The organism is Gudongella sp. DL1XJH-153, from assembly GCF_049310905.1.
In the GTDB taxonomy this organism is placed as follows: Bacteria; Bacillota; Clostridia; order Tissierellales; family Tissierellaceae; genus Gudongella.
Genome location: NZ_JBMEMN010000007.1, coordinates 26,385 through 50,602, shown reverse-complemented (window position 1 = coordinate 50,602; position 24,218 = coordinate 26,385). Strand labels below are relative to the sequence as shown.

The window sequence follows — 24,218 nt, the reverse complement described above, 5'->3', positions numbered from 1 at the left end:
TCAATGATTTATTCGATATTAGTTGGTCTGATTCTTATATTTTTGATTGAAAACGAAAATGTGGTATCATCTGAAACTATTGAAAATCTTGTGAAAATTGCAATGGTTCTTGGAATGGGTATATTACTGTTTCTGGCGCTCAATCTTGGATTTGAATCACAGGGAACCAAGAAAAATGTCAGAATAGTTGGCTTTGTTGGAGCTGCAATTTTTCAGGTTTTGTATTATTTTGTTTTCTTAAACGAGATGAATATGGTCAGTGTAACAAGATACATGGGTACCATTCTGCTGCTGCTTGCATTGATTATGTTTATTCCAAGGTTGAGGAGACCAGATGGTCTGGTAAGCTATGTCAAGGGTCTGACTTATGCATTTTCAATAGCAGCAGTTTATGCAGTTGTTCTTTTTATTGGACTTGTACTTATCGTTTTTACAATAGAGCAGCTATTTGAGATACCATTTGGTGATAGTATTTACATTGAGCTATTTATACTTGTAGTCTTTGTATTTGCAGCTTCAATGTTTCTATGGAAGATCCCTGGCGTTGAAGAATCGGATGACGGATATTATTCGCCTGCTGTAAAAATACTCCTGGAATATATCGTTATCCCATTGATATTCATATATTCAGCAATTCTGTATGTTTATTTCATAAAGATAATAGCTACCTGGGATTGGCCAAAGGGTCTAGTTTCTCATCTTGTTCTATGGTATTCAGTACTTGCAAGTGGATTGATTCTCATATCATCTCCACTTATTGGCAAGAGCAGGATTGTAGAATTTTTCAATAAATGGTTCCCGATTATCAATCTGCCAATACTCCTTATGATGTTTCTTTCAATGGGGCAGAGGATAATGCAGTATGGGATTACAGAAAATAGATATTTTGTCCTGGCATTGGGAGTCTGGGTTCTATTTACCATGATAAATTACGCATTAAAGAATCGATTTGGCAATATTTCCGTTTTAGTTGCAATTGCAATTATAATCACCGTATCACTGTATGGACCAGTGAGCGCCTACAACGTTTCCATAAGGAGCCAGAATAGCAGACTGGATGATTTGCTACAGGAGAATGGGATGATAGGTGAAGGTGTACTTGTTGCTGGAGGAGATGTCAGCCTGGAAGACAAAAGGGAAATTAACAATATTATCTACTATTTCCAGCAGAATCATTCTCTTGATGATATAAAAACACTGCCTGAGAATACAGAACCGGGTAATCTATCAGAGGTTCTTGGCTTCGACTATGAGCCTTATTCAAGAGGTGATATGAGTGGTAGCTTCAATATTTATCTTGCGAACATGGAAAGTGAAATTATTGATGTATCGGAATATGATTACTATTTTAGAACTTCAAGCTGGAATCAGGAATTAATGGAATCAGGACAAATTGGATCCAAATTTACAAAAGATGACAATCTCCTTGAATTGTACCTGGCTGATAGAGTAATTTTCTCAGAAAGTATATCTCCGCTGATTAAACAGATTCTTGAAGAGGACGGAAATCAGCCTGGAATAAGTTCATCAAGAGATCAGGATCAGATGACATTCCAGATGGAAAACGAAAATGCAAGAATGAAAATAATTTTCACATCCATTAACGGGACATACGAACCTGGCACTGAGCCTGATATAAGAAGCATGGAATTTATGGTTCTTCTCGGAATAGAGTGATAATTAACCCCAACTTGGGTATAAATTTAAGGGTAATCAAAAAGAAAGGGTGATTATATGTTAAAAGAGGAACTCAGTGCAATCAAGCAGGCTATCATGAACGAGGTAGAGGGCTTTGAATTTTACAGAATGGCTGCCAAGCAGGCAGGCGAGGGCGGAAGCAGAGATGCCTTTATGGAACTTGCAAATGAAGAGAAGAAGCATATTGAATATTTGGAGGCGCTTTTCATCAAAATCAAGGATGGAATTGAAGATGAAAAGGAAATGGCATTTATGGAAGGTCCTCCATCACCTGAAATCTACAAATGGGATAAGCTGGACAAAGACATGACTTCACTGGCCATGTCGGTTTTCAGTATAGGAATCCAGATGGAAAAGGATTCAGTTGATTTCTATATAAAAGCCAAGGAAGAGACTGAACTTGAAGAGGCAAGAAAGCTATACGATATGCTTATCAAGTGGGAAAGAGTACATCTTGAGCAGTTTACGGAGCAGTACAATATGTACAAGGAAGACTGGTGGGCAGACCAGGGCTTTGCACCATTTTAAGCTTGGAAATGACAGGGGGAGACCCTGTTATTTCTTTGTAGAAGGGAATGAATTTTGATGACGGCTTTAAAACAACTTGGACTTATTCTATTGATTTTATGGACTGGACAAACTTTACAGAGCATGTTCGGGCTTTCGCTGCCCGGTAATGTTCTTGGAATGATGATCCTGCTATTTCTCCTTATGACTGGGATACTACCATTGAAATTGGTGGAAAAAGCAGCAGATGTTCTGCTTGCACATCTGACTTTTCTTTTTCTACCTACAATTGTAGGGGTTCTTACTGTTGCTCATTTGCTGGGTGAAAATCTGGTTTTACTCTTGCTTATTCTTGGAGTAGGTATCGTGGTTGTTATGGTAACCACGGGTCTGACAGTCCAGTGGATATTAAGAAGCAAGGAAAGGGAGGAGAACTGATATCATGTATGATTATATAAATACGCCGATATTTGGTGTTGGAATTTCAATACTTGCATTTGCCCTTTCCAGCTATATTGCAAAGAGGACCAAAATAATGCTTCTAAATCCGCTGCTTGTTGCAATGCTTATTGTTGTCGGTATTCTTTTGATCTTTGATATAGACTATGAAACCTACAACCTTGGAGGGCAGATGATAACCTTCTTCCTGGGACCTGCGACTGTTGTGCTGGCGGTACCACTATATAAGCAGAGAGAACTTTTAAAAGGGAATCTGACACCTATACTTGCGGGAGTACTCGTGGGCTCGGTGGCAGGGATTTTGTTCGTTGTTCTGGCGGGTAGACTCCTGGGACTTGACAGGTTGCTAATAGCATCCTTGGTGCCGAGATCAACCACTACTCCAATTGCCATGGAAATATCCATTCTTTTGGAGGGAAATCCTTCCTTGACAGCCATATTTGTTTCCATAACGGGTATTAGTGGGTATATGTTTGGAGAAAAGATTTTAGGGCTATTTGGAGTTCGCAATCCAATTGCCAAGGGAATTGCAATGGGAACTTCTGCCCATGCAGTTGGAACAGCAAAGGCAATGGAGATTGGAGAAGTTGAAGGTGCCATGAGTTCACTTGCAATAGGGGTAGCTGGGATTGTTACAGTTCTTATTGTGCCGGGAATATTGTGGTTGTTGAATATAATTTAATGGAGGGATAAAAAATGAAGGAAATTTATCTTGCTGGAGGATGTTTTTGGGGAGTGGAAGAGTATTTTTCAAGAATTGAAGGAGTTGTGGATACTGAAGTTGGATATGCCAATGGAAGAAGAGAAAATCCATCTTATGAGCAGGTCTGTACAGGTACAACAGGTCATACTGAAACAGCTTATATAAAATATGATGAGAATGTGGTTGAGCTGGAGCACCTGCTTGACAAGTTTTTTAGGATAATTGACCCTACGCTGTTAAACAGACAGGGTGGAGATATTGGCAACCAATACCGTACAGGAATTTACTATGTTGATCCGGATGATCTACCACTTATTGAGAAGAAAATGGACGAAATAAGAGAACAGCACAGGGAGCCTGTGGTAACTGAAGTTGAACCCATAAAGTCATACTACTCGGCTGAGGAATACCATCAGGACTATCTGAAGAAAAACCCAGGTGGCTACTGTCACGTGGATATGAGTGTGTAGGGGGGATAAAGTGATCAAAGTTGATGCAGTGGAAAAAATGAATGAAGAGGATAGGCTAAGGTTCATGAATCTCCTCCTCAAAGGACAGGTGGATTCGGAAAAAAATGAATTGGCAAATCTTTCAAATGCAACTGCCATAATCAAGGCTTGCGTGGAGGATCTCAACTGGTCAGGATTTTATCTTATGAACAGGGGCGAGCTTGTACTTGGACCCTTCCAGGGGTTGCCTGCATGCAATAGAATTCAGGTGGGAAAAGGTGTATGTGGTACGGCTGTAAAAGAAGAGAAAACTCAGCTGGTACCTGATGTTGATCTGTTCCCGGGTCATATCGCCTGCGATTCTGCTTCCAGTTCAGAGTTGGTTGTGCCAATCGTTAAAGAGGGCAAGGTATATGGGGTGTTGGATCTTGACAGCCCTTCCAAGGATAGGTTTGGGGAGCTTCACCAGAAATATTTTGAGAAATTTGTTCACATTTTGAATGAATATATAGATTGGGAAAAGGTTACGGCTTAACAATACCTCAGACAGGAGTTGTTCAAATGAGCAGAATGCTGGAATTCCATAAGATGATTGAAAACTCCCGGTTGGTCTCAGAAGAAATTTTGAAGAATCCAGCACCGGAATTTATGAGTGAGTCTCACAATTCTCCCACAGGAGAGAACAGGCTGTACCTGGGGGAGAATCTTCATGCAATGTCAAACCTGATTGATTATGGATTCAGGGGCAGGTTGGATCTTGTCTATATTGATCCACCTTTTTTCTCGGGATCTGATTATCGCAAAAGGATTTCCATTGGCAAGGGAGAGGATGAGCTTGTTTTCTATAATGATGCATACAAGGATACTTGGAAAGATGGATTGATGGACTACCTGGGAATGATTTCAACCCGTATTTTTTTGATCAGGGAGCTCTTATCTGACAAGGGCACGATTTATGTTCATGTAGACTCCAGAACCGCCCATTATATGAGATTGATCCTGGATGAAGTCTTTGGCGAGAATAGATTCCTGAATGAAATAATCTGGTCCTACAAGTCTGGTGGTGCCGGAAGAAAAAGCTTCTCCAAGAAGCATGACAATATTCTGGTATATACAAAGACCAAGAACTTTATCTTCAATCCACTGAGGGAGAAATCCTATAACCGTGGAATGAAGCCATACAGGTTTAAGAATGTTCTTGAGTATGAAGATGAAATTGGATGGCACACTCTTGTAAATATGAAGGATGTATGGAATGTCGACATGGTCGGCAGGACGTCCTCTGAAAGAGTGGGATATGAAACTCAGAAACCGGAAGCACTGCTGCAAAGGATAGTATTGGCATCCTCAAATGAAGGCTCAATTGTTGGGGACTTCTTTATGGGAAGTGGAACCACAATCAAGGTGGCGGAAAAAAATGGCAGAAGATGGATTGGAGCTGACAACAGCGTCCACAGTGTTGTCACCTGTGGAAGCAGGCTCGGTGATTCAGCAGGCTACAGATTATTCCACAATCTGGATATGGAAGATTCATCCATTGACTTTTCAGTTAAGGGGAACAGAGTCGGTGAAAGGATTGGCATCTCAATTGAGGATATAAGAATTGATCAGGACTTTATAACACTGAATTCATCAGATCCTGATCTGGCAGAAAGAACACTTAAGGAAAAACCATCAAAATACATTGACTATCTGGGAATATATAGGGTAAACATTCACAGAGAATGCATCAGGGAATGGTATGGTCCAGAGGTTGAAACGGAGTTTGAAATAGAGGATTTTTTCCAAAAGGAAGACCGTATTGTTATCAGATTGATTGATATATTCGGAAACATTTCAGAGAAAGAATTGGAGGTCTAAGATGAGAAAAACAGAGGGGCTTAAGCCAGAGAGAGTATTTTATTATTTTGAAGAACTGACAAAGATACCAAGGTGTTCATACGATGAGCAGAGAGTCAGCGACTATCTGAAAAGCGTTGGTGAAGGACTGGGTTTGCAGGTGATCCAGGATAAGGCATTGAATATTATAATAAGAAAACCTGGAACAAAGGGATATGAGGACAAGCCAATTGTGATTATCCAGGGTCATATGGACATGGTTTGTGAAAAGGCAGATGACTGTGATATAGATTTTTCAAAAGATCCGATACCTTTTGAAATTGAAGGAGATTTTATGGTCGCCAAAAAGACAACACTTGGAGCAGATAATGGGATAGCTGTTGCAATGGGACTGGCAATTCTTGAGTCGGAGGATATACCCCATCCACCAATTGAGCTACTTGTAACGACAAACGAGGAATCCGGAATGACAGGAGCAAAGGAACTGGATGTAAACAATCTAAAGGGCAAGATTCTTATAAACATAGATTCCGAGGAAGAGGGTACCTTGCTTGTAAGCTGCGCCGGTGGAACAAGATTGATGGTAACAGCTCCCCTGGAATGGACTGAGCCGAAGAACAAGGCCTATGAGCTAAGAATAAGCGGACTAAAAGGCGGTCACTCCGGAATGGAGATAGACAAGGGTAGAGGTAATTCCAACAGACTGCTGGCAAGGGTTCTCAGTGGAATGCAAAAACTTGATTATCAGCTTTTGCACATCGAAGGCGGTTCAAAATCAAATGCAATACCAAGACTGTCAGTTGCAAAGATTACTTTGGATAAGGACAATCTGGAAAAGGCGAGAGAGCTGGCAAAGGAATACCAGGAAGCCTTCAGGAACGAGCTTGCCACCAGTGACAGCGGTGTTCAAGTAACTCTTGAGGAAACTGAAATGACTGACAAGGCAATAGCCAATGGTGTCAGGGATAGAATAATTTCAGCCATGATGCTGATACCAACAGGAGTACAATCCATGAGTCAGGATATTGAAGGTCTTGTGGAGAGCTCAAATAACATGGGCGTTGTAACAACCCTCCATGATAGGGTAACAATTGAAAACGCCATTAGAAGTTCAGTAAAGACTCTGAAGGAATATATTGCAGCTCAGATTGGAGTACTTGCTGAAAGCCTGTCACTCCAATGGGAGACGTCAGGAGACTATCCTGCATGGGAATACAGGAAAGATTCATATATCAGGGATGTATTTATTGAGGCTCACAGGGAAGTGGCTGGCAAGGATCCAAATGTGGAGGCCATCCATGCCGGGCTTGAGTGTGGTCTATTCGATGAGGTGATGGATGATGTGGATATGATATCCCTCGGACCTGATATGGCCGGTGTTCATGCACCTGGTGAAAAGCTGAGCATTTCATCTACTGAAAGAACGTTTAAATTACTTCTTGAAGCATTGAAAAAAATAAATTGAGTTTTCACTTGAATAATGTCCACCATATAAGGTACTATAACAGTATAATATAAAAAAAGGAGAATGATGATGAGCGATAACAAACATGTACACGATGAAAACTGTAACCATGATCACGACCACGAGCATGAGCATGAGGAAATGGAGATAATGACCCTTACACTAGACGACGAAACTGAGCTTGAGTGTGCGGTAATTGGAATATTTGAAGTAGAGGATAAGGAGTATATTGCACTTCTTCCATTGGGAGATGAGGACAAGGAAGAAGAAGATGAAGTTCTTCTATATGAATACAAGGAACTGGCGGAAGAGGAGTTTGAGCTAGCCTTGATTGATGACGAAGATGAATTCGATCTTGTTTCTGAAGCATTTTATGCGCTATACACTGATGAGCACGAAGAGGAAGACGAAGAATAATCTTACTGGGAAGTACTTTGCATCTGCAAGGTACTTTCTTTCAATATGAGGTGACTGACTTGTATAAGCTAATAGCAATAGATCTAGATGGGACACTTTTAAACAGCAGGAAAAAGATATCAACAGAAAACAGGGATATGGTAAATCACATCATAAATCTGGGATACCAGGTTGTAATTGCAACCGGCAGAAGGTATTATTCAGCGAAGCTGCTTGTGGATGAACTTGACAGCCATCTTGTCATAATGGCAAACAATGGGAACATTGTCAGAAGCTCAATGGATGATGTCATCTTGTTTTCCAAGTTTCTGGATAAGCAGTCCTACTGGGATATTCTGGATGAGGCTAAAGACCATAAACTTAGGGGGATAGTCCATGTTGATAAATATCTCGATGGTATTGACATGGTAGTGGAGCAAGATGACCTGCACAATGACCATATGAAATATCTTACGGAAAAGGATGATAGATATTTGATACTGCCTGAAAAGGAGCTATATCTTCTTGACAGGGTTCTTGCGGTTGTTTTTCCTGGAGATCTAAAGTCAGTTCACAGGTTTAGCGATGCTGTTCTCCAAAAGTATCCAGACAGGTACAGCTCGCATGTATTGGAGAACATATATATTGCTGAGGCCATGTTCGAGGCAATGAATCCTGGTGGCAGCAAATGGAAAACCCTGCTCGAGTATGCAAGTTCAATCGAGATTAAACCTGAAGAAATAATAGCAATAGGTGATGATAACAACGATGTTGATATGATTCTCAATGCAGGACTTGGAATTGCAATGAAAAATGGAAGCGAGCTTGCAAAGGAAGCGGCTGATATCGTAACAGATAGAGACAACGACCATTCCGGCCTTGCAGAGGTGCTGGGAAGGGTATTGAACGTATAGAATCAGAGGTGTAAAGTGGAAAAAGACGTATATAATATATATTCCAGCTATCTAAAAGATAAATATGGAGAAAAGGTATACAAGCTTCCCGTCAAGCTGCCCCTAACCTGTCCCAATAGGGATGGAAACTTAAGCAGTGGAGGATGTACCTTTTGCGGAGAAGAGGGAGGATCCTTTGAGAACCTTTCATCCTGCCTAAGTGTGGAGGAACAATTGTCAAGAAATAAAGAGCACATAGGCAAGAAGTACAAGGCAAAAAAATTCATTGCATATTTTCAGAATTTTTCCAACACATATATGCCTTTTGACGACTTTCAAAGGTATATAAATGAAGCTTTACAGGAAGATATTGTTGGAATTTCAGTATCTACAAGACCTGACTGCATCGACTCGAAATATTTGCAATTTTTAAGTGATATCAAGTATAATAAGGGTATAGATATAACAATCGAGTTGGGACTTCAGACTGCAAACTATCACAGTTTGAAGAAAGTAAACAGGGGACATGGACTTGCTGAGTTTATTGAAGCTGTAATAAACACTAAAAGCAATGGCTTAAGGGTATGTGCCCATGTAATACCAAACCTACCCTGGGACGACATGACGGATGTAATTGAGACTTCAAGAGTGATTTCAGCTCTGGGAGTAGATGAAGTCAAGTTGCACAGTCTCTACTTGATGGAAAATACTGTGCTGGCAAGGCAGTATGAAAATGGTGAATTTGATCTTTATCCAAAAGAGGAGTACATCAAAAGAGTAATAGCTTTTCTGGAGTATCTGGACCCAAATATTGTTGTACAGAGAATTATCGGGAGGGCTCCTGAGCAAGGTGCGATTTTTGTCAACTGGCAGGAATCATGGTGGAAGATCAGGGATGAAATTATTCACCGCATGGAACATGAAAAGACTTACCAAGGAAAGAGATTTGACTACCTTGGTGGTAAAGCCTTAAGAATCTTTAATCAATCATCTGGAGAAGGATAAATTTAAGACAAGAAAGGTAAGGTGGTTTATCATGGTTAAATTCATTTTAGGTGAGAAGGGTTCAGGGAAGACAAAGTGGTTAATCGACAACGCCAACAAGGACATGACAGAGGGCAATGGCAATATTGCGTTTGTTGACGTGGACGATAATCACATCTTCAGCTTGAACTATAATGTTAGACTGATTAATGCCATGGAGTTCAACGTGCTTAATGTACGGTCCTTCTATGGCTTTTTATGTGGGATTATGGCGATGGACTACGATCTGGAGAAAATCTATGTGGATGGGATCTACAAGGTTATGAGTGTTGAGTTCAACGACATGGTGTACTTAATTGATTCACTGAAGAGGATTTCAGAGAAATTCGAGGTTGAGTTTTACATCAATATCGACTACACAATGGCTGAGATTCCTGAGAATCTGAAACCATACTGCCACGAAATAGAGATTTAAGGGGAGGGAGCCTTCGGGCTCCTTCAGTTTTTTATTAGGGGGTGAAAAAGTGAGGAAAGAAAGACTTGACAAGGTTCTCGCCAATATGGGAGTTGGTACGAGAAAGGAAGTCAAAGAGATGATAAAAGCCGGGATGGTAACAATAAATGGCAATATTGTAAAAGCGGCTGACTTCAAGGTGAATGTCGAGGAAGATGAAATAATATGTGGAGGGCAGATGATTAGGTACAGGGAATTTGTCTACCTGATGATGAACAAACCCCATGGCATGGTTTCATCAACTGATGACCCCAGAGATTCCACTGTAATTGAGCTGCTGGATGACTTCTATAAAAATTTCAGGCCATTTCCCGTAGGAAGATTGGATAAAGACACTGAAGGATTATTGCTAATTACAAATGACGGCAAACTTGCTCACGATTTACTCTCCCCCAAGAAAAAGGTAGGTAAAACCTACTACGCCACCATTGATGGTGCCTTGGAGGAGGAACACGTAGAAATCTTCAAGAAGGGAATATTACTGGAGGATGGTTACACTACCCTGCCTGCAGAATTAAAAATCTTATCATCAGGTGTGATTTCAGTGGCTGAAATCACCATACAGGAAGGAAAATACCATCAGGTTAAAAGAATGATAGGTGCTCTGGGGATGAGAGTCTCTTATCTTAAGAGAATCAGAATGGGACCGATCTCCCTTGATGAGAGCCTGGAGCCTGGACAGTACAGAGAACTTACTGAAGAGGAAATTACCTCCTTGCTGAACAGGTGATATGTGGTATAATACCAATAAGAATAGAGATTAAAAATTAGAATGGGTGTATAATTTGATTTATCATAGGAAAAAAGGTTTGTTTGAGACATTTTTTGAACACAGGTCTGCTCTTATTACTCAATACGAAAACGGAGACATTAACAAGAGAGAATTTCTAGAGTACAATTATGATTTTGTAAGAAGAATGAATGTGAAGCCTTTTATCAGAGTGGATAGCTTTGAAAAGGGAATGTACAATTATCAGTATTACAACGTATTGGCAAAGTATTTCAGAATGCTTGCTAAAGAGGTTAAATCCTCAAGGAAGCATCAGAAGTATTATGTTCAGTATCTTAACAAAGGCAATAATTACTATCACGAAAAGGACAAGTCTGCACTTGCACTCCTAAAGCTTATTGAGTTTGAAGGTGTGGAGGCATACTTTATTAAGTGTGAATCAAAAGGTCTGAAGGATAAGCTTTATGAGATATTGCTGCTGGATTACAAGGAGGCAATCTTTCATTCAAAGGCAATCTGGCTTCTGGATATTCTAAAGGAAGAGGGAGTCTTTTCAGACAAGAGACGGATATCAGTAATAGATGAGTACATTAACGAGACCTATTAAATAAGACTGGCCATTGGCCAGTCTTTTAGTTTGTAAGTAACCTTACTACATCTTCAGTTGGAAGTCCTAGTTGAATATTGTATGTTCCTGATTTTAGCTTGGTGTCCAAACCCATTTCCACAGCCTTTGCAATAAATTCCCTGCTGCTGTTGACAACTCCCTTTTCCTCAAGCAATAGTCCAATCTTTCCTGGCATGCTGCCTACGGGAATTTCTACTTTAACCACTACAGGAGACGATGGTTGATTTGGTTGCTCCTGTGGCTCTTCAGGAGGATTGTCTCCGCTGGAGGGATCATCCTGTGGATCTGTGCTATCAGATGGTTCATCTTCGTTATCGGAAGGGTTATCATCTGCTCTGCTGCTGTTATCGACCACTATTTGTCCAGGTGTATGTGATTCAAGTGCATCTTTGGCAAATAGAACATCCAGTCTCCAACCAATTACGCCTACGACAATCACTATTATAAATACCATGAAAATATAATCAATTGAGTCGTATAAAATATCTCTGATTTTGTCCATTAACTTCATCCAGTTCACCTCTGTGTATTCTAAACGTCTGTTTTTTTCCTTTTTTACTCATATTGTAGTATAATTATAACATAATCCATAAGAAAAGGTGAGATAAAATTTGAGAGAACTAAGAATTGAAAGAAATGATAGCCAGCAAAGATTGGACAGATTCCTTAAGAAGTACCTGGCAGATGCTACGCAGGGATTTATATACAAAATGATAAGAAAAAAGAATATCAAGGTCAACGAAAAGAAGGCGGTTCCCGATATGATGTTGGAGGAAGGGGACGTGGTTCAGTTGTATCTTGCTGAAGATACCATTGAAAAGTTTCGTGGGCAAAGGCAACACTCCAGATCAAGAATAGATCTGGACATTGTATATGAAGATGAAAACATTGTGCTTATAAACAAGCCTGTCGGTCTTCTATCCCATGGAACCGGCGAGGAATTCCAGGATAATGTTGTGGATGCACTTGTAGGCTATCTTATTGATAATGGTGACTACGTTCCAAGAGTGGAAAAGACCTTTACTCCATCAATATGCAATAGGCTGGATAGGAATACATCTGGGATTATTGTGGGAGCAAAGAATTATCAAAGTCTTCAGCTGATGAACCAGGCAATCAAAGAGGGCATGGTGGCTAAATTCTATAAAACAATAGTAAGAGGGACCATCAAGAAGGATTTCGAGCACAAGGCTTTCCTCACAAAGGATGAGGAAAGGAACAAGGTTCAAATAAGTGATGATGATTCAGACGGAGGAAAGGAAATCTGGACCAGATTCAAGGTTCTTAAAAATTCCAGGGATTACACAATGCTGGAAGTGGAGCTTATAACTGGTAGGACACATCAAATCAGAAGTTCTCTTTCATCCCTGGGCTATCCTGTTATTGGTGATAGAAAATACGGCGACAGAAGAATTAATGAAGAGTTCAAGCAGGAGTACGATCTTACGGATCAGTGGCTTCACGGCTACAGGCTTATATTTGATGGTCTGGAAGAACCCTTGGATTATCTTAACAATAAAGAGTTTACTGCAGATGTAGGTGGTTTGTTCAAGAGGATAGAGAGAGAAATATTTTAACGGCGAGGTGATTGATTTGGGAAAGCTGATGAACTTAAGAGTAAATGGATACGGAGAAATCAATGTACCTGAAGGAACGACTCTTCTGGATATTGCAAAAGAGGTTTACAAGGATGAATATTTGAATTATCTGGGTGCAAGGATAAATAACGAAATATATCCTCTCTACAAGGAAGCAAATGACGGTTTTGATATTCAGTTTCTGGATAACAGGGATGTGGATGGGTACCGGATTTACACCAAGACCATATCAGCAGTTTTTATAATGGCTTGTAAAGAGATTTATCCGGATAAAGATACAATCATTCATCATTTTCTGGGTCCTGGACTCTATGCTGAACTGGATGACAGACACGGAATTTCATTCAGGGAAACTGAGCTTCTCGAAGAAAAGATGAAGGAGATCATCAAAAATAATATAATGATTGAAAGATCTGACTACACCAAGGAAGAAGCCATTGAGATATTCAAGGAACATGATTATTCAGATAAGATAAGGCTTCTTTCCTCAATGGACAAGGACACGGTAAGCATCTACAAGATTGGTGATCACGTGGATTCTTTCCATGGTTACCTGGCTCCTTCGACAGGATTCGTAAGTGAGTTCAAGCTGAAATACTACTATCCAGGAGTGATTATCTTATTCCCAAGCAGGAAAAATCATTACAACATGGATAATTTCAAGGACCAGAAAAAGCTTGCAAAGATTTTCAAGGAGTCCAACAACTGGCTTGAAATACTTGATCTTTCCAATATTGGATCCTTAAACGAGAGGGTAAACAACGGTGAACTGAGGGAACTTATTCTTATTTCAGAAGCCCTACATGAAAAGCGGATTGCTCAGATTGCAGATAAGGTTTGTCAGGACCATGAGGTTAATATGATTCTAATTGCCGGACCGACGTCGTCGGGGAAAACGACCTTTGCGAAAAGACTCTCCGTTCAGCTGAAAGTAAATGGCAAGAGACCAATCTCCATTTCAATGGACGATTATTTTGTTAACAGGGAAGATACTCCCCTTAACAAGAATGGGGAACCTGATTTTGAATCAATAGACTCAATAGATCTCAAGCTTTTTAACAAAGATCTAGTTAAGCTTTTGGAGGGAGAATCCGTTCAACTTCCAAAGTTCAACTTTTTGACAGGTGTAAGGGAACCTTCGGGGAAGTGGATAAGAGTAGACAGGGATCATCCGATTATCATTGAAGGAATCCATGGACTCAATCCCAAATTGACAATCGACATACCGGAAAAGAATAAATTCAAAGTATATATATCTGCATTGACCCAGTTGAACATAGACAATCACAATCGTATTTCCACTACTGACACCAGACTTATTCGTAGAATGGTAAGGGATGTAAAGTACAGAGGAAATCCACCATCGAGAACATTTGAAATGTGGCAGGGAGTTAGATCGGGTGAAGAGAAGTATATATTCCCATATCAGGAAGAAGCGGACGTTATGTTCAACTCATCCCTGGTATATGAAATGTCTGTACTGAAAAAATATATAATGCCTCTTCTTCAGGAAATAACTCCGGAAAGTGTATATTATTCGGAGGCAAAGAAGCTGCTCAAATTCCTGAAATACTTTAATCCGATAGAGGATGAGGGATGTATACCTCCTAATTCAATTTTAAGAGAGTTTATAGGAAGCTAAGAGGTGCGATTATGAAAAGAATTTGGATTGTGTTATTGGCTCTCTTGCTTCTAACAGGATGTGGTGAGGCTATATCTTATGAAAAACCAGTTGAAGAGCAGCCTGTAGAGAGTCTTCCTCCACAAGAGGAAGAGGCTCCAAGTCAGGAGGAGCTTCTAGGGGAAATTGTTGAAGGAATGAGTATAGAGGAGAAAATCGGGCAGCTTATTATGGCTGGAATTGATGGAACAGAAATAAGTGACAGGGAGAGAAGCCTTCTTAATGACTATAGGATAGGTGGATTTATCTTGTTTGCACGAAACATATCAGATGAGGAAGGAACCAGAGATCTCCTGGATAGTCTAAAAGAGGCCAATTCGGAGCATTCAATACCCTTGTTTCTCGCAGTGGATGAGGAAGGGGGGGTGGTGACAAGATTATCCGGGATCTATGGGAATCTTCCACCACAATCAAGACTTGGAGAGAGTGGGGATCCTGAACTTGCATACAAGTATGGCTCGATTCAGGGAGAAAAACTGAAGAGACTTGGGCTTAACGTAAATTTCAGCCCGGTACTTGATGTAAATTCAAACCCTGATAATCCAGTGATTGGCAACAGATCATTATCTGAAGAGCCTGAGCTTGTTGCACAATTGGGGATCCAGGTATCAAAGGGAATTGCGGACCAGGGAATTGTTCCTGTTGGAAAGCATTATCCTGGTCATGGTGATACTGATGTTGACTCCCATACTCTATTGCCTGTCATTGAAAAGTCAAAGGAGGAGCTGCTCGAAATGGAGCTCCTTCCTTTCCAGAGGGCAATAGATGAAGGGCTTCCCGCAATAATGGTTGGTCATCTATTGGTAGCATCACTAGATGAGAAGCCTGCATCACTTTCAAAACCCATAATTGAGGGTCTTCTAAGGGAAGAGCAAGGCTTTGGGGGAGTGGTCTTTTCAGATGACCTAACAATGGGGGCCATTACAAATAGTATGAATGCAAGTGATGCTGCTGTTGAGTTTATAGTGGCTGGTGGAGATGTCGCATTGATTTGTCATGGAGAGGACCAGGTTGTTGAGACATTTGATTCAATGATGAGTGCCTGGGAAAGAGGTTATCTTGTTGAGGATGAAATTAATGATAAGGTTATTCGAATCCTTAAGCTTAAAGAGTATTTCAAACTTGAGGATATCCCGGTCAAGAGGATTTATGAAGATGAAATTGACTGGAGAATAGATGAATTATTTAATTAGGGAGTGGTACCTTGTATGAAAAGGGTAATTGGAATCGATCTAGGAGGGACTAAAGTAAACGGAGCTGTTGTGGATGAGTCTGGAGAAATCCTGAAATGGGATACCCTATCCACAAGTAAATCAGGCTCCCCTGAAGAAGTGATGGATGGAATAAAAGAGTTGGTCCATATGCTCTCTGAAGGGGAAAATATTTCAGCGATAGGTATTGGTTCACCTGGATTTATAGACTCAGTGAATGGAAAGGTTCTCTCAGTAGGAGGAAATATTGAAGGTTGGGCAGGAACTGAAATCAAGTCGCCACTGGAAAAGGAGTTCAAAATACCAGTACAGGTCGAGAATGATGCCAACGCAGCTGGCTTGTGTGAGGCCTGGATTGGAGCTGGAAGGGATTTGGAGAGCTTTGTCATGCTGACAGTGGGAACAGGTCTTGGTGGTGCTTTATTTACCCGTAGGGAAGGTATATGGAGAGGACATCATTTTCAGGCTGGTGAAGTTGGGCATTCGATTCTATATCCCGGAGGTCATCAATGCAGCTGTGGACAGAGGGGTTGCACTGAAGAGTATGTTTCAGGTACCGCTGTTGAGAATGAATACGAAAGGCTATCAGGCATTAGAAAAAGTGGGAAAGAAATATTCGACACTTGCAAAAGTGATGATATAGCCAGAAAAGTAGTTGCAAGGTTTGCATGGGATTTTGCAGTATTCCTGCTGACCATAAAAAACATGTTTGATCCTCAGGCTGTAATAATTGGTGGAGGAGTAATTCTTTCAAAGGATCACTGGTGGGATGAAATGATAGGCAATTTCCAGAGCGAGGTAAACAACGATCCCGGAATAACAATTTTGCCCGCTCTATATCTCAATGACTCGGGAACCATTGGTGCTGCAAGAGCAGCATTGGATAGAATTGAGGAGGTGGATTAATATGGAATTCATCAAGATGAGAGATGGCTACGAGATATATTTTCGCGATGAACCAGCTCAAAACCCAAAGGGAGTTATTACTATAACCCATGGGTTTGCTGAGCATTGCAGCAGGTATGATCATGTCTCGAATTATCTGATTAGGGAAGGATATTCCATTATCAGATATGATTTAAGAGGTCATGGAAGGAACAAGAAGAGAGGTCGTTTGAACAGGTTTGAGGATTATGTGGATGACTTGGCTGAAATTGTTCAGATGGTCTCAGAGAAGTATCCTCATTTGCCACAGATAACCCTTGGCCATAGTATGGGTGGACTTATAACTGCACTTTATGGAATAGAGCATCCAAATTTGGTTACAGCGCAGATACTTTCTGGCCCTACTGTAGGGAAACTTCCTTCAGCTGAAAAGCTCCAACCAGGAATGATGAAATTTTTATCCGGTATTGCAGGAGGATGGAAGTTGAAGAATCCGGTTGATGAGGGTTTATGCGGCAAGGAGGGAGTCTACGAGGACTACATAAATGATCCACTGGTACTTCACAAGGTATCTCTTGAATTATACTATCAATTTCTGTTTAGAGCTTCTGAAATGATACTAGAAGGTGCTAAGGAGTACAATTACCCCTGCCTGATCATTCATGGGAAAATAGATCCAATTGTGCCTGTTGAAATCAGCAGATCTTTTTATAACACCATTTCATCTCAAAAAAAGGACCTCATTGAGTATGATGGTCTTTACCATGAGATACTGAATGAGGACAAAAAAGATGAAATTCTGGATGGTATTATAAATTGGATTAAAAATCTTTAAGCTGGTGATCTACTTAGTCTAAACAATATTATCAGCGCTATCAAAGATGAACCAAAGCCAACGCCTGTTGTAAGCTTCATTCCACCAAAGTCGTAAAGTAGGGGTCCAATCAGGGAATATATTGTTACTGTGGCTGCATTTATTGTGTAGTACAAGGCAAGGAAGGTTCCTCTTTTGCCAGGCTGTATTTCAGAGGAGAATGCCTGGTATGCTGTCCAACCTCCGTCGAGTCCAAATGCAAATGTAAAGGCAAGCGCTATTATAAGCACTACGCTTCCAACGTATGGAATTGGAAACAAGCCAAACACCATTATTGTAAAAGCTATCCTGGAGAAGGTCAGCTTTCCGATTTTGTCTGAAAATAGGGTTGCAACAAATATTCCCAGAACTGTTCCAGCGGCTATAAGTGAGTAGCTGATTCCTATTTGACCCTGAGTAAGTGAGAATTCCGATGATAGATAAAGTCCCAAATAGTTAAACATATTAACGGGTGCTGAAATTACTAGAAATAGTGATAGCAGCACTTTTACTGTTCTTGGATGCTTTAGAATCGCAATAAACTCATCCATGTTCAGCTGACTGCTTTCCAGAATTTCTGTTTCTGGTAGTTTTCTCAGAAGAATATAGGCTATTGCTGCAAGTATGCTGATTGGAAGGTATATGCTTATAAGATTGTCAAAGGTACTGGTCATGTAAGCAGTATAAAGAGGACTTCCCAGTAGTGCAACTCCAAATGCCGTTCTCAAGATACCACTTGCCTTGCCTCTGTTTCTATAGTCGATAAACTCTGATATATATGACATAAGACTTCCACTTAGGGAGAAATATCCCAGACCGATCAGAATACGACCAATTGCAAAAATGATGGCAGTTGGAGCAAATCCGCTTACGATACTGCCTGCAAGAAAGAGCAACAGAGAATAGGATATAAGCCTTTTGTTTCCGTATCTGTCAGCCCAAACCCCAAAAAGTGGCACCAAAATACCAACTGCAGAATAGCCCAGATTGAAAAGTATTACCTGGCTATCCCTGATTCCAAAATAATCTGCAAGGTAAGGTGCCAGTGGTCCGATGAAGTTCATTTCCATTGCAATGATAAACTGAATAATAAAGGTTGTAGTAAACATTAGTGTCTGGTTCATAAGTGCCTCCATAATAAGATATTCCTAATAAATATTTTATTAAAAACATAGAATTTTTTTAAAATAATGTTATAATATTCGTGTGTCTAAGTAAAATAATCCCATTTATCATATCATATATTTGAAATAAAAAGAAGTAAAGGAGTTGCCTATGTTCAAGAAATTTGTATCCTATTACAAGCCGCATAAAACCTTATTTATAACTGATATGTTTTTTGCATTCCTCATATCTGTCTTTGATCTTGTATTTCCAATGTTTACCAGAAATATGATAAATACAATTATCCCTGAAGGGAATATGGAATTACTGATAAAATGGACCGGCATCATGGTATTCCTGTTTATACTACGTTATATCAGCCAGTACATAGTTGCATATTATGGTCATTTGCTAGGAGTTAGAATTGAACATGATATGAGACGTGATATTTTTACACACCTTCAGACGCTTCCCTTCAGCTATTATGATAACACAAAAACCGGTCATATCATGTCTAGGATCGTAAATGATCTTATGGATATTACAGAGCTTGCTCACCATGGACCAGAGGATGTTTTCATATCGACTATCATGCTGGCGGGATCCTTCACCATATTGATGTTTATTGAATGGAGACTGACTCTTATAATATTTGCCTTTATTCCCCTGATGATATGGTTTGCAATCAAGAAGCGGAAGAGGATGGAAGAGGCATTTATGAAAGCCAGGATGAAGATTGCAAGTGTCAACTCTCAGATTGAGAACAGCATAAGTGGTGCCAGAGTTGCCAAGTCCTTTACAAATGAGGATTATGAGATAGACAAATTCAATGACAGAAACGCCAGGTTTGCAAGTGCCAGAGGCGAATCATACAAGGTCATGGCTGAGTTTGTATCTGGTGTAGGCATTATTTCAAGCGCTCTTAACTTGCTTGTAATATCACTGGGAGGTTACTTTGTTTACAGAAATATAATTGATCTTGGAGATTTGTTTGCCTACACATTATACGTAAACTTCTTTATGCAGCCGATCAAGAAGCTTACTGATTTCATGCAGCAACTTCAAAACGGTATGACTGGATTCACCAGGTTCCAGGAGGTCATGGGCATTGAACCCTCAATTTTCGATAAAGAGGATGCCTTGGAGCTGGAGGATGTTCAGGGCAGGGTTGACTTTAAGAATGTAACCTTCAGCTACGGAAATGATGATGATAAGGTATTGTCTGGAATAAACCTTACCATTGAAAAAGGCAAAACGGTTGCTTTGGTAGGCCCATCGGGTGCTGGTAAAACCACTCTGTGTCATTTGATTCCAAGATTCTATGAAACTACTTCAGGCGAGATTCTAATTGATGGAATAAATATTAAGGACGTGAAACTAAAGTCCCTGAGAAAAAACATCGGTTTGGTTCAGCAGGATGTATTCCTATTTACAGGGACCATTCGGGAGAATATTCAATATGGTAAGCCAGATGCTACTGATGGGGAAATAATTGATGCTGCCAAGAATGCAAGCATACATGATTTTATTGAGAGACTTCCCAAGGGCTATGATACTTTTGTTGGAGAAAAGGGAGTGATGCTTTCAGGTGGTCAAAAACAGAGAATATCGATTGCCAGATTGTTCTTGAAGAATCCACCTGTTCTAATACTTGATGAGGCAACTTCGGCATTGGACAATGAAACTGAACGGATGATACAAAAATCACTTGAGAGATTATCCAAAGACAGAACTACCCTTGTTATTGCTCACAGGCTGTCGACTATCAAGAATGCTGATGAAATTTTTGTGATGACAGGGAATGGAATTGAGGAGAAGGGAAGTCATCAGGAGCTGCTGGATCGAGGAGGCATATATTCTGTGCTTTACAAATCACAATTCAGAGATCTTTAAGTGTAATTCATTTGTAACCGCTTATTAATTGGATTGTAACTACTGGGCTTTGCGGGTATAATAATATGTAATGGAAGGATACCAATAAAGAGAACCGGATGAATTCCAAGAGTAAACCTAGGGGGGATAGTATGAGCAGAAAAGTACTTGTAGTGGAAGATGAAGAATCCATAAGGAAATTTATTACAATCAATCTGGACAGATCAGGCTATGATGTTCTTGAAGCACCTACAGGAGAGGAAGGTCTGAAAATAGCGGACGAGGAAGATATTGATATTGTAGTGCTTGATGTTATGCTACCTGGAATTGACGGTTTTGAGGTATGCAGGACTCTTAGGTCAAAGTATCCCCACCTTGGAATAGTTATGCTTACAGCCAAAAGTCAGGATATTGACAAGATCATGGGTCTGGAGTACGGAACTGACGATTACATGACCAAGCCCTTTAACCCGACTGAGCTGGTTCTGAGAATAAAATCACTTGAGCGCAGACTTGAGTCAGAAGGTGGCCCGGAGGATACTATGCTTGAATATCCACCTTTTAAGATTGATGTCTATTCTAGATTGTTCTTTAGAAACAGTGAAGAAATTGAGCTTACTCCCACTGAATTTGCAATAGCCAAGCTTTTTGTCGAGAATCCAGGCAAGGCTTTTAAAAGGGATGAAATTCTGAATCATGTATGGGGAGTGGATTTTGTAGGAGATTCCAAGATTGTTGATGTAAATATTAGAAGACTGCGATCGAAAATTGAAGAGGATTCCAGCCAGCCATTTTTTATTGAGACAGTATGGGGTGTTGGATATAGATGGAGAGCAAAAAGTTAGGAGCAGGAAATGAGACGAAGCATAAAATCAAGGCTTATCAAGAATTTCATGCTGATAATACTTGTGACTGTTATATTCCTGGAAATACTGCTTATAACGGGAATAAGAAATCATTATTATAAAAATGTAGAAGACATTCTGACAAGTCAGATAGAGTTTTCTACTAATTTTTATGCCCGATATTTCTCTTCTGGAACTCTGGAGGGGATTTTAATTGAGGACACTGATATTTTCTGGCAGCATACAGCTGCTCAAGTACAGATACTGGATCTGGAAGGTAACATACTGATGGATTCTCTGGGAATAAACTTCACAGATAAAATTGAGACTCCTGATATACAACAGGCATTGAATGAGGGTAGAGGTGTATGGACAGGTAATGTGTCATATGATGACGAACCTGTAATGGCTGTTGCAATGCCAATTGAGAGCACTGGTGATAGCATCGGAATCATAAGATTTATCTCAAGCATGGAGGAAACAAATAATATTATCAATCAAATTTCCCAGGTATTGATTCTAATTGGACTACTGGTAGTTACCATTTCGGGATTTCTAAGTCTGTTTTTGGCAAATTCAATAGTGAAGCCTCTTAAGGAAGTAACTGAGGTGGCAGAAAAAATGGCTGATGGACAATTCAAGGTCAGAAGTGAAGTTAGAGTAAATGATGAAATTGGAAGACTTTCACACACGTTAAATTACATGGCTGAGGAAATAACAAGAAAAGAAAACATGAAAAATGATTTTATATCATCGATTTCTCACGAGCTGAGGACTCCTCTTACATCCATAAAGGGATGGGCAATAACACTTAAAGACTATGAGGAGCTGAGCAGAGATATTCTAATGGACGGACTTGAAATCATTGAAGCTGAAAGTGACAGACTTACGGGAATGGTGGAGGAGCTACTGGATTTCTCAAGATTTACCTCTGGAAGGATAGCTCTCGTAAAAGATACTGTGGATATAAAGGACATCTTAAAGACAGTAGTATACCAGATGATGCCAAGGGCACTTAACAACAACATCGATTTCAATGTAGACATTGATGATGACATCAGCCCCATCCTGGGTGATGAAAATAGAATCAGGCAAGTCTTGATCAATCTGCTCGACAATGCCTTTAAGTTTACAGGAGAGGGTGAGGTTGACCTGATTGCTTATGAAGACAAGGAATATCTTTTCATTGAGATAAAGGACAATGGACCTGGTATCCCAGAGGAAGAGCTTCCATATGTCAAGGACAAGTTTTTCAAGGGTAAGAACAGTAAATCACATAGCGGAATCGGTCTTTCCATTTGCGATGAGATAATTGGACTCCATGACGGTGTTTTTAGAGTCGAGTCAAATGCTGGGGAAGGGACCACTGCTATTGTAGGCTTCCCAAGGGAGGTGTCAGCATGAAAAAACTATTAATTGCAATACTCGTAGGTATATCATTTCTAATGACATCCTGCGCGGTAATAGAGGGAGAAACAAAGGAAAGAATAGTGGCACCGGAGAATAATCTTGCACCAATAACCGGCAAGTGGGAAGTAACAGAATTGGTTTATAGCTTAAGTAGCATCAATAACCAGGATGAAGCTACCAATATAGGCGAATCCGGACTTTTTCACAAGGATGGAGTTGTACTGGGCCAGGATTATACCTCAAATCCGTCATTTAAAATAAAGAAGGTCAGAACAAGGGATTATCTGATTTCAAAATTTAAGCTTAATCCTGCATCACTTCAAATTGAGGATGACTATATCAAGGTGATAACAATTTTGAATGAAGATCAATACTTCACTGAATTTATTGAGATTGACCAGGACACCATGCTTGTTTATTTGAATGAAAGCTTCTATAGGCTGGAGAGACAATTGGAAGAAGTAAGCCTTGATGAGGTAGAGAGATATATAAATGTCGAAAAGAACGTTCAGAGAAACCTGGGTGAGATTGCTGATGAAAGCCTAAGTACAGGATTACTCCTTGGAATAAAGACTCAGGGTTTTGATGATACCTATCAGATCCCTACATGGGAATACAAGACCTACTGGATAAACATGCAGAACAGAAGTCTAGAAGGCCTTTATGAGCTGGACAGGTTATTGCTGCCAAGAAAGAATGGTTTCTGGTTTATTGACCAGGAAAGAAATGTTGAAAATGGTATAATTTCAGATGAGATTGAAGCGACTCCTCTATTTACACCGGAGAATAACTCAGAAATAATGGAGGCAATGGTTTTTGATGCCAGAGAGAGGTCATTGTTTGAGGAGAGACCTATACCTTCGATATTGAAAAATATTCTTTTTGTGGGTAATGACTATATTTCAGTTGAAAATATTGAGTTGGACAGGGAGGATAGAAGGACACTGCAGGTTTATGCTATTGACAATCTTGCTGAGAAGAAGCCCATCAAGCTTTCTGACCTGATAGGTGATACTGGAAGGGATCTTTTCCAGGAGGGTGTAAGAAGTGTAGCTGCAATTGATGACAATATAATGATAAATGAAGAGAATGTTGGGCTGGTAAGAAGAAATGGTTACTGGACACTAAAGGGTAGAATCAATTACAAGGAGAATGAAAAAGAGCTCTACAAGGACTTCAACATAAAGGCAATACCGCCAAAAGAAATGGTTAGTTATGATGAATTGGCTATTCCATGGGATGCTGTTAAATTGACAGTACCGGATGTTGAGGATGTGTTTTCATCACCTAGCAATGAATTTATTGTTGTAATAACCACCTCTCATATTGTAATATATTCTCTAGAAGAGTATGATATAAATAATACACCTGTAGCAAGGATACGCCTGCCAAATGATTCAACAGTAATAATGTCAGAGTGGGGTGTAGGAAGGTATCCGCAGATATGGCAAAACGAAATGATTAAGCATGGGGCTACGGAGATAGAGAGATAGC

Annotated in this window: 25 protein-coding genes; 23 read left to right on the top strand and 2 right to left on the bottom strand. The window is 40.0% G+C overall.

All coding sequences use genetic code 11. From position 1 onward, the window contains the following. The first annotated feature begins 3 nt into the window (after positions 1 to 3). The 14 genes from ACOEN1_RS04675 (at position 4) to ACOEN1_RS04610 (ending at position 11,244) form a co-directional block, all read left to right on the top strand. Positions 4 to 1,677 (top strand): DUF4153 domain-containing protein, encoded by a 1,674-nt coding sequence (locus ACOEN1_RS04675; RefSeq protein ID WP_422485311.1) that lies wholly within the window; start codon positions 4 to 6, stop codon positions 1,675 to 1,677. A gap of 57 nt (positions 1,678 to 1,734) precedes the next feature. Next, positions 1,735 to 2,226 carry a ferritin-like domain-containing protein gene (locus ACOEN1_RS04670; RefSeq protein ID WP_422485310.1) on the top strand — a complete coding sequence of 164 codons (492 nt, stop codon included), beginning with the start codon at positions 1,735 to 1,737 and terminating at the stop codon, positions 2,224 to 2,226. Positions 2,227 to 2,283: 57 nt separating this feature from the next. After that, positions 2,284 to 2,643, top strand: coding sequence for a CidA/LrgA family protein (locus ACOEN1_RS04665; protein WP_422485345.1), 360 nt, complete (start codon positions 2,284 to 2,286; stop codon positions 2,641 to 2,643). A gap of 4 nt (positions 2,644 to 2,647) precedes the next feature. Further along, positions 2,648 to 3,346 (top strand): LrgB family protein, encoded by a 699-nt coding sequence (locus ACOEN1_RS04660; RefSeq protein ID WP_422485309.1) that lies wholly within the window; start codon positions 2,648 to 2,650, stop codon positions 3,344 to 3,346. 14 nt (positions 3,347 to 3,360) lie between these two features. Next, complete coding sequence (gene msrA, locus ACOEN1_RS04655) at positions 3,361 to 3,837, top strand: peptide-methionine (S)-S-oxide reductase MsrA (protein WP_422485308.1); 477 nt, start codon at positions 3,361 to 3,363, stop codon at positions 3,835 to 3,837. 10 nt (positions 3,838 to 3,847) lie between these two features. Beyond that, positions 3,848 to 4,351, top strand: coding sequence for a GAF domain-containing protein (locus ACOEN1_RS04650; protein ID WP_422485307.1), 504 nt, complete (start codon positions 3,848 to 3,850; stop codon positions 4,349 to 4,351). 26 nt (positions 4,352 to 4,377) lie between these two features. Further along, positions 4,378 to 5,676 (top strand): DNA methyltransferase, encoded by a 1,299-nt coding sequence (locus ACOEN1_RS04645; protein WP_422485306.1) that lies wholly within the window; start codon positions 4,378 to 4,380, stop codon positions 5,674 to 5,676. A gap of 1 nt (position 5,677) precedes the next feature. After that, positions 5,678 to 7,120, top strand: a complete 1,443-nt coding sequence (locus tag ACOEN1_RS04640) for an aminoacyl-histidine dipeptidase (protein ID WP_422485304.1) — start codon at positions 5,678 to 5,680, stop codon at positions 7,118 to 7,120. A gap of 69 nt (positions 7,121 to 7,189) precedes the next feature. Continuing rightward, positions 7,190 to 7,537: a DUF1292 domain-containing protein gene (locus ACOEN1_RS04635; protein ID WP_422485303.1), complete on the top strand. Its 348-nt coding sequence runs from the start codon at positions 7,190 to 7,192 to the stop codon at positions 7,535 to 7,537. A gap of 59 nt (positions 7,538 to 7,596) precedes the next feature. Further along, complete coding sequence (locus tag ACOEN1_RS04630; protein ID WP_422485302.1) at positions 7,597 to 8,430, top strand: HAD family hydrolase; 834 nt, start codon at positions 7,597 to 7,599, stop codon at positions 8,428 to 8,430. 15 nt (positions 8,431 to 8,445) lie between these two features. Next, positions 8,446 to 9,414 (top strand): TIGR01212 family radical SAM protein, encoded by a 969-nt coding sequence (locus tag ACOEN1_RS04625; RefSeq protein WP_422485301.1) that lies wholly within the window; start codon positions 8,446 to 8,448, stop codon positions 9,412 to 9,414. 31 nt (positions 9,415 to 9,445) lie between these two features. After that, positions 9,446 to 9,868, top strand: a complete 423-nt coding sequence (locus ACOEN1_RS04620; protein ID WP_422485300.1) for a hypothetical protein — start codon at positions 9,446 to 9,448, stop codon at positions 9,866 to 9,868. Between the two features lie 49 nt (positions 9,869 to 9,917). Beyond that, the gene (locus ACOEN1_RS04615; protein WP_422485299.1) at positions 9,918 to 10,637 is read left to right on the top strand and encodes a pseudouridine synthase; all 720 of its coding nucleotides are present in this window, start codon (positions 9,918 to 9,920) and stop codon (positions 10,635 to 10,637) included. A 46-nt stretch (positions 10,638 to 10,683) separates the two neighbouring features. Next, on the top strand, positions 10,684 to 11,244 hold the full coding sequence (locus ACOEN1_RS04610) for a DUF6648 family protein (protein ID WP_422485298.1): 561 nt from the start codon (positions 10,684 to 10,686) through the stop codon (positions 11,242 to 11,244). Positions 11,245 to 11,269: 25 nt separating this feature from the next. Here the strand turns inward: ACOEN1_RS04610 and ACOEN1_RS04605 are convergent, their stop codons facing one another. Next, the gene (locus ACOEN1_RS04605; protein ID WP_422485297.1) at positions 11,270 to 11,776 is read right to left on the bottom strand and encodes a hypothetical protein; all 507 of its coding nucleotides are present in this window, start codon (positions 11,774 to 11,776) and stop codon (positions 11,270 to 11,272) included. Positions 11,777 to 11,876: 100 nt separating this feature from the next. Between ACOEN1_RS04605 and ACOEN1_RS04600 the strand changes: the two genes are divergently transcribed. The 5 genes from ACOEN1_RS04600 to ACOEN1_RS04580 are packed head-to-tail and all read left to right on the top strand — an operon-like array spanning position 11,877 to position 17,475. Beyond that, positions 11,877 to 12,842 (top strand): RluA family pseudouridine synthase, encoded by a 966-nt coding sequence (locus tag ACOEN1_RS04600; RefSeq protein ID WP_422485296.1) that lies wholly within the window; start codon positions 11,877 to 11,879, stop codon positions 12,840 to 12,842. Between the two features lie 16 nt (positions 12,843 to 12,858). Continuing rightward, a complete protein-coding gene (locus ACOEN1_RS04595) occupies positions 12,859 to 14,505 on the top strand; it encodes a nucleoside kinase (RefSeq protein WP_422485295.1) in 1,647 nt (548 codons plus the stop codon). Between the two features lie 11 nt (positions 14,506 to 14,516). Continuing rightward, on the top strand, positions 14,517 to 15,737 hold the full coding sequence (nagZ, locus tag ACOEN1_RS04590; RefSeq protein WP_422485294.1) for a beta-N-acetylhexosaminidase: 1,221 nt from the start codon (positions 14,517 to 14,519) through the stop codon (positions 15,735 to 15,737). 15 nt (positions 15,738 to 15,752) lie between these two features. Then, entirely contained in the window at positions 15,753 to 16,661 is a 909-nt protein-coding gene (locus ACOEN1_RS04585; protein WP_422485293.1) for an ROK family protein, read from the top strand. A gap of 1 nt (position 16,662) precedes the next feature. Further along, positions 16,663 to 17,475, top strand: coding sequence for an alpha/beta hydrolase (locus ACOEN1_RS04580; protein WP_422485292.1), 813 nt, complete (start codon positions 16,663 to 16,665; stop codon positions 17,473 to 17,475). Here ACOEN1_RS04580 and ACOEN1_RS04575 read toward each other — a convergent pair. Next, the gene (locus tag ACOEN1_RS04575; RefSeq protein ID WP_422485291.1) at positions 17,472 to 18,617 is read right to left on the bottom strand and encodes an MFS transporter; all 1,146 of its coding nucleotides are present in this window, start codon (positions 18,615 to 18,617) and stop codon (positions 17,472 to 17,474) included. The genes ACOEN1_RS04580 and ACOEN1_RS04575 overlap by 4 nt on opposite strands. Positions 18,618 to 18,768: 151 nt before the next feature. Between ACOEN1_RS04575 and ACOEN1_RS04570 the strand changes: the two genes are divergently transcribed. The 4 genes from ACOEN1_RS04570 (at position 18,769) to ACOEN1_RS04555 (ending at position 24,217) form a co-directional block, all read left to right on the top strand. After that, entirely contained in the window at positions 18,769 to 20,490 is a 1,722-nt protein-coding gene (locus tag ACOEN1_RS04570; RefSeq protein WP_422485290.1) for an ABC transporter ATP-binding protein, read from the top strand. A gap of 131 nt (positions 20,491 to 20,621) precedes the next feature. Then, the gene (locus ACOEN1_RS04565) at positions 20,622 to 21,314 is read left to right on the top strand and encodes a response regulator transcription factor (protein ID WP_422485289.1); all 693 of its coding nucleotides are present in this window, start codon (positions 20,622 to 20,624) and stop codon (positions 21,312 to 21,314) included. Positions 21,315 to 21,323: 9 nt separating this feature from the next. Next, positions 21,324 to 22,718 carry a sensor histidine kinase gene (locus tag ACOEN1_RS04560; RefSeq protein ID WP_422485288.1) on the top strand — a complete coding sequence of 465 codons (1,395 nt, stop codon included), beginning with the start codon at positions 21,324 to 21,326 and terminating at the stop codon, positions 22,716 to 22,718. Next, positions 22,715 to 24,217 (top strand): hypothetical protein, encoded by a 1,503-nt coding sequence (locus ACOEN1_RS04555; protein ID WP_422485287.1) that lies wholly within the window; start codon positions 22,715 to 22,717, stop codon positions 24,215 to 24,217. The genes ACOEN1_RS04560 and ACOEN1_RS04555 overlap by 4 nt, the downstream gene beginning before the upstream one ends. Position 24,218: the final 1 nt, after the last annotated feature.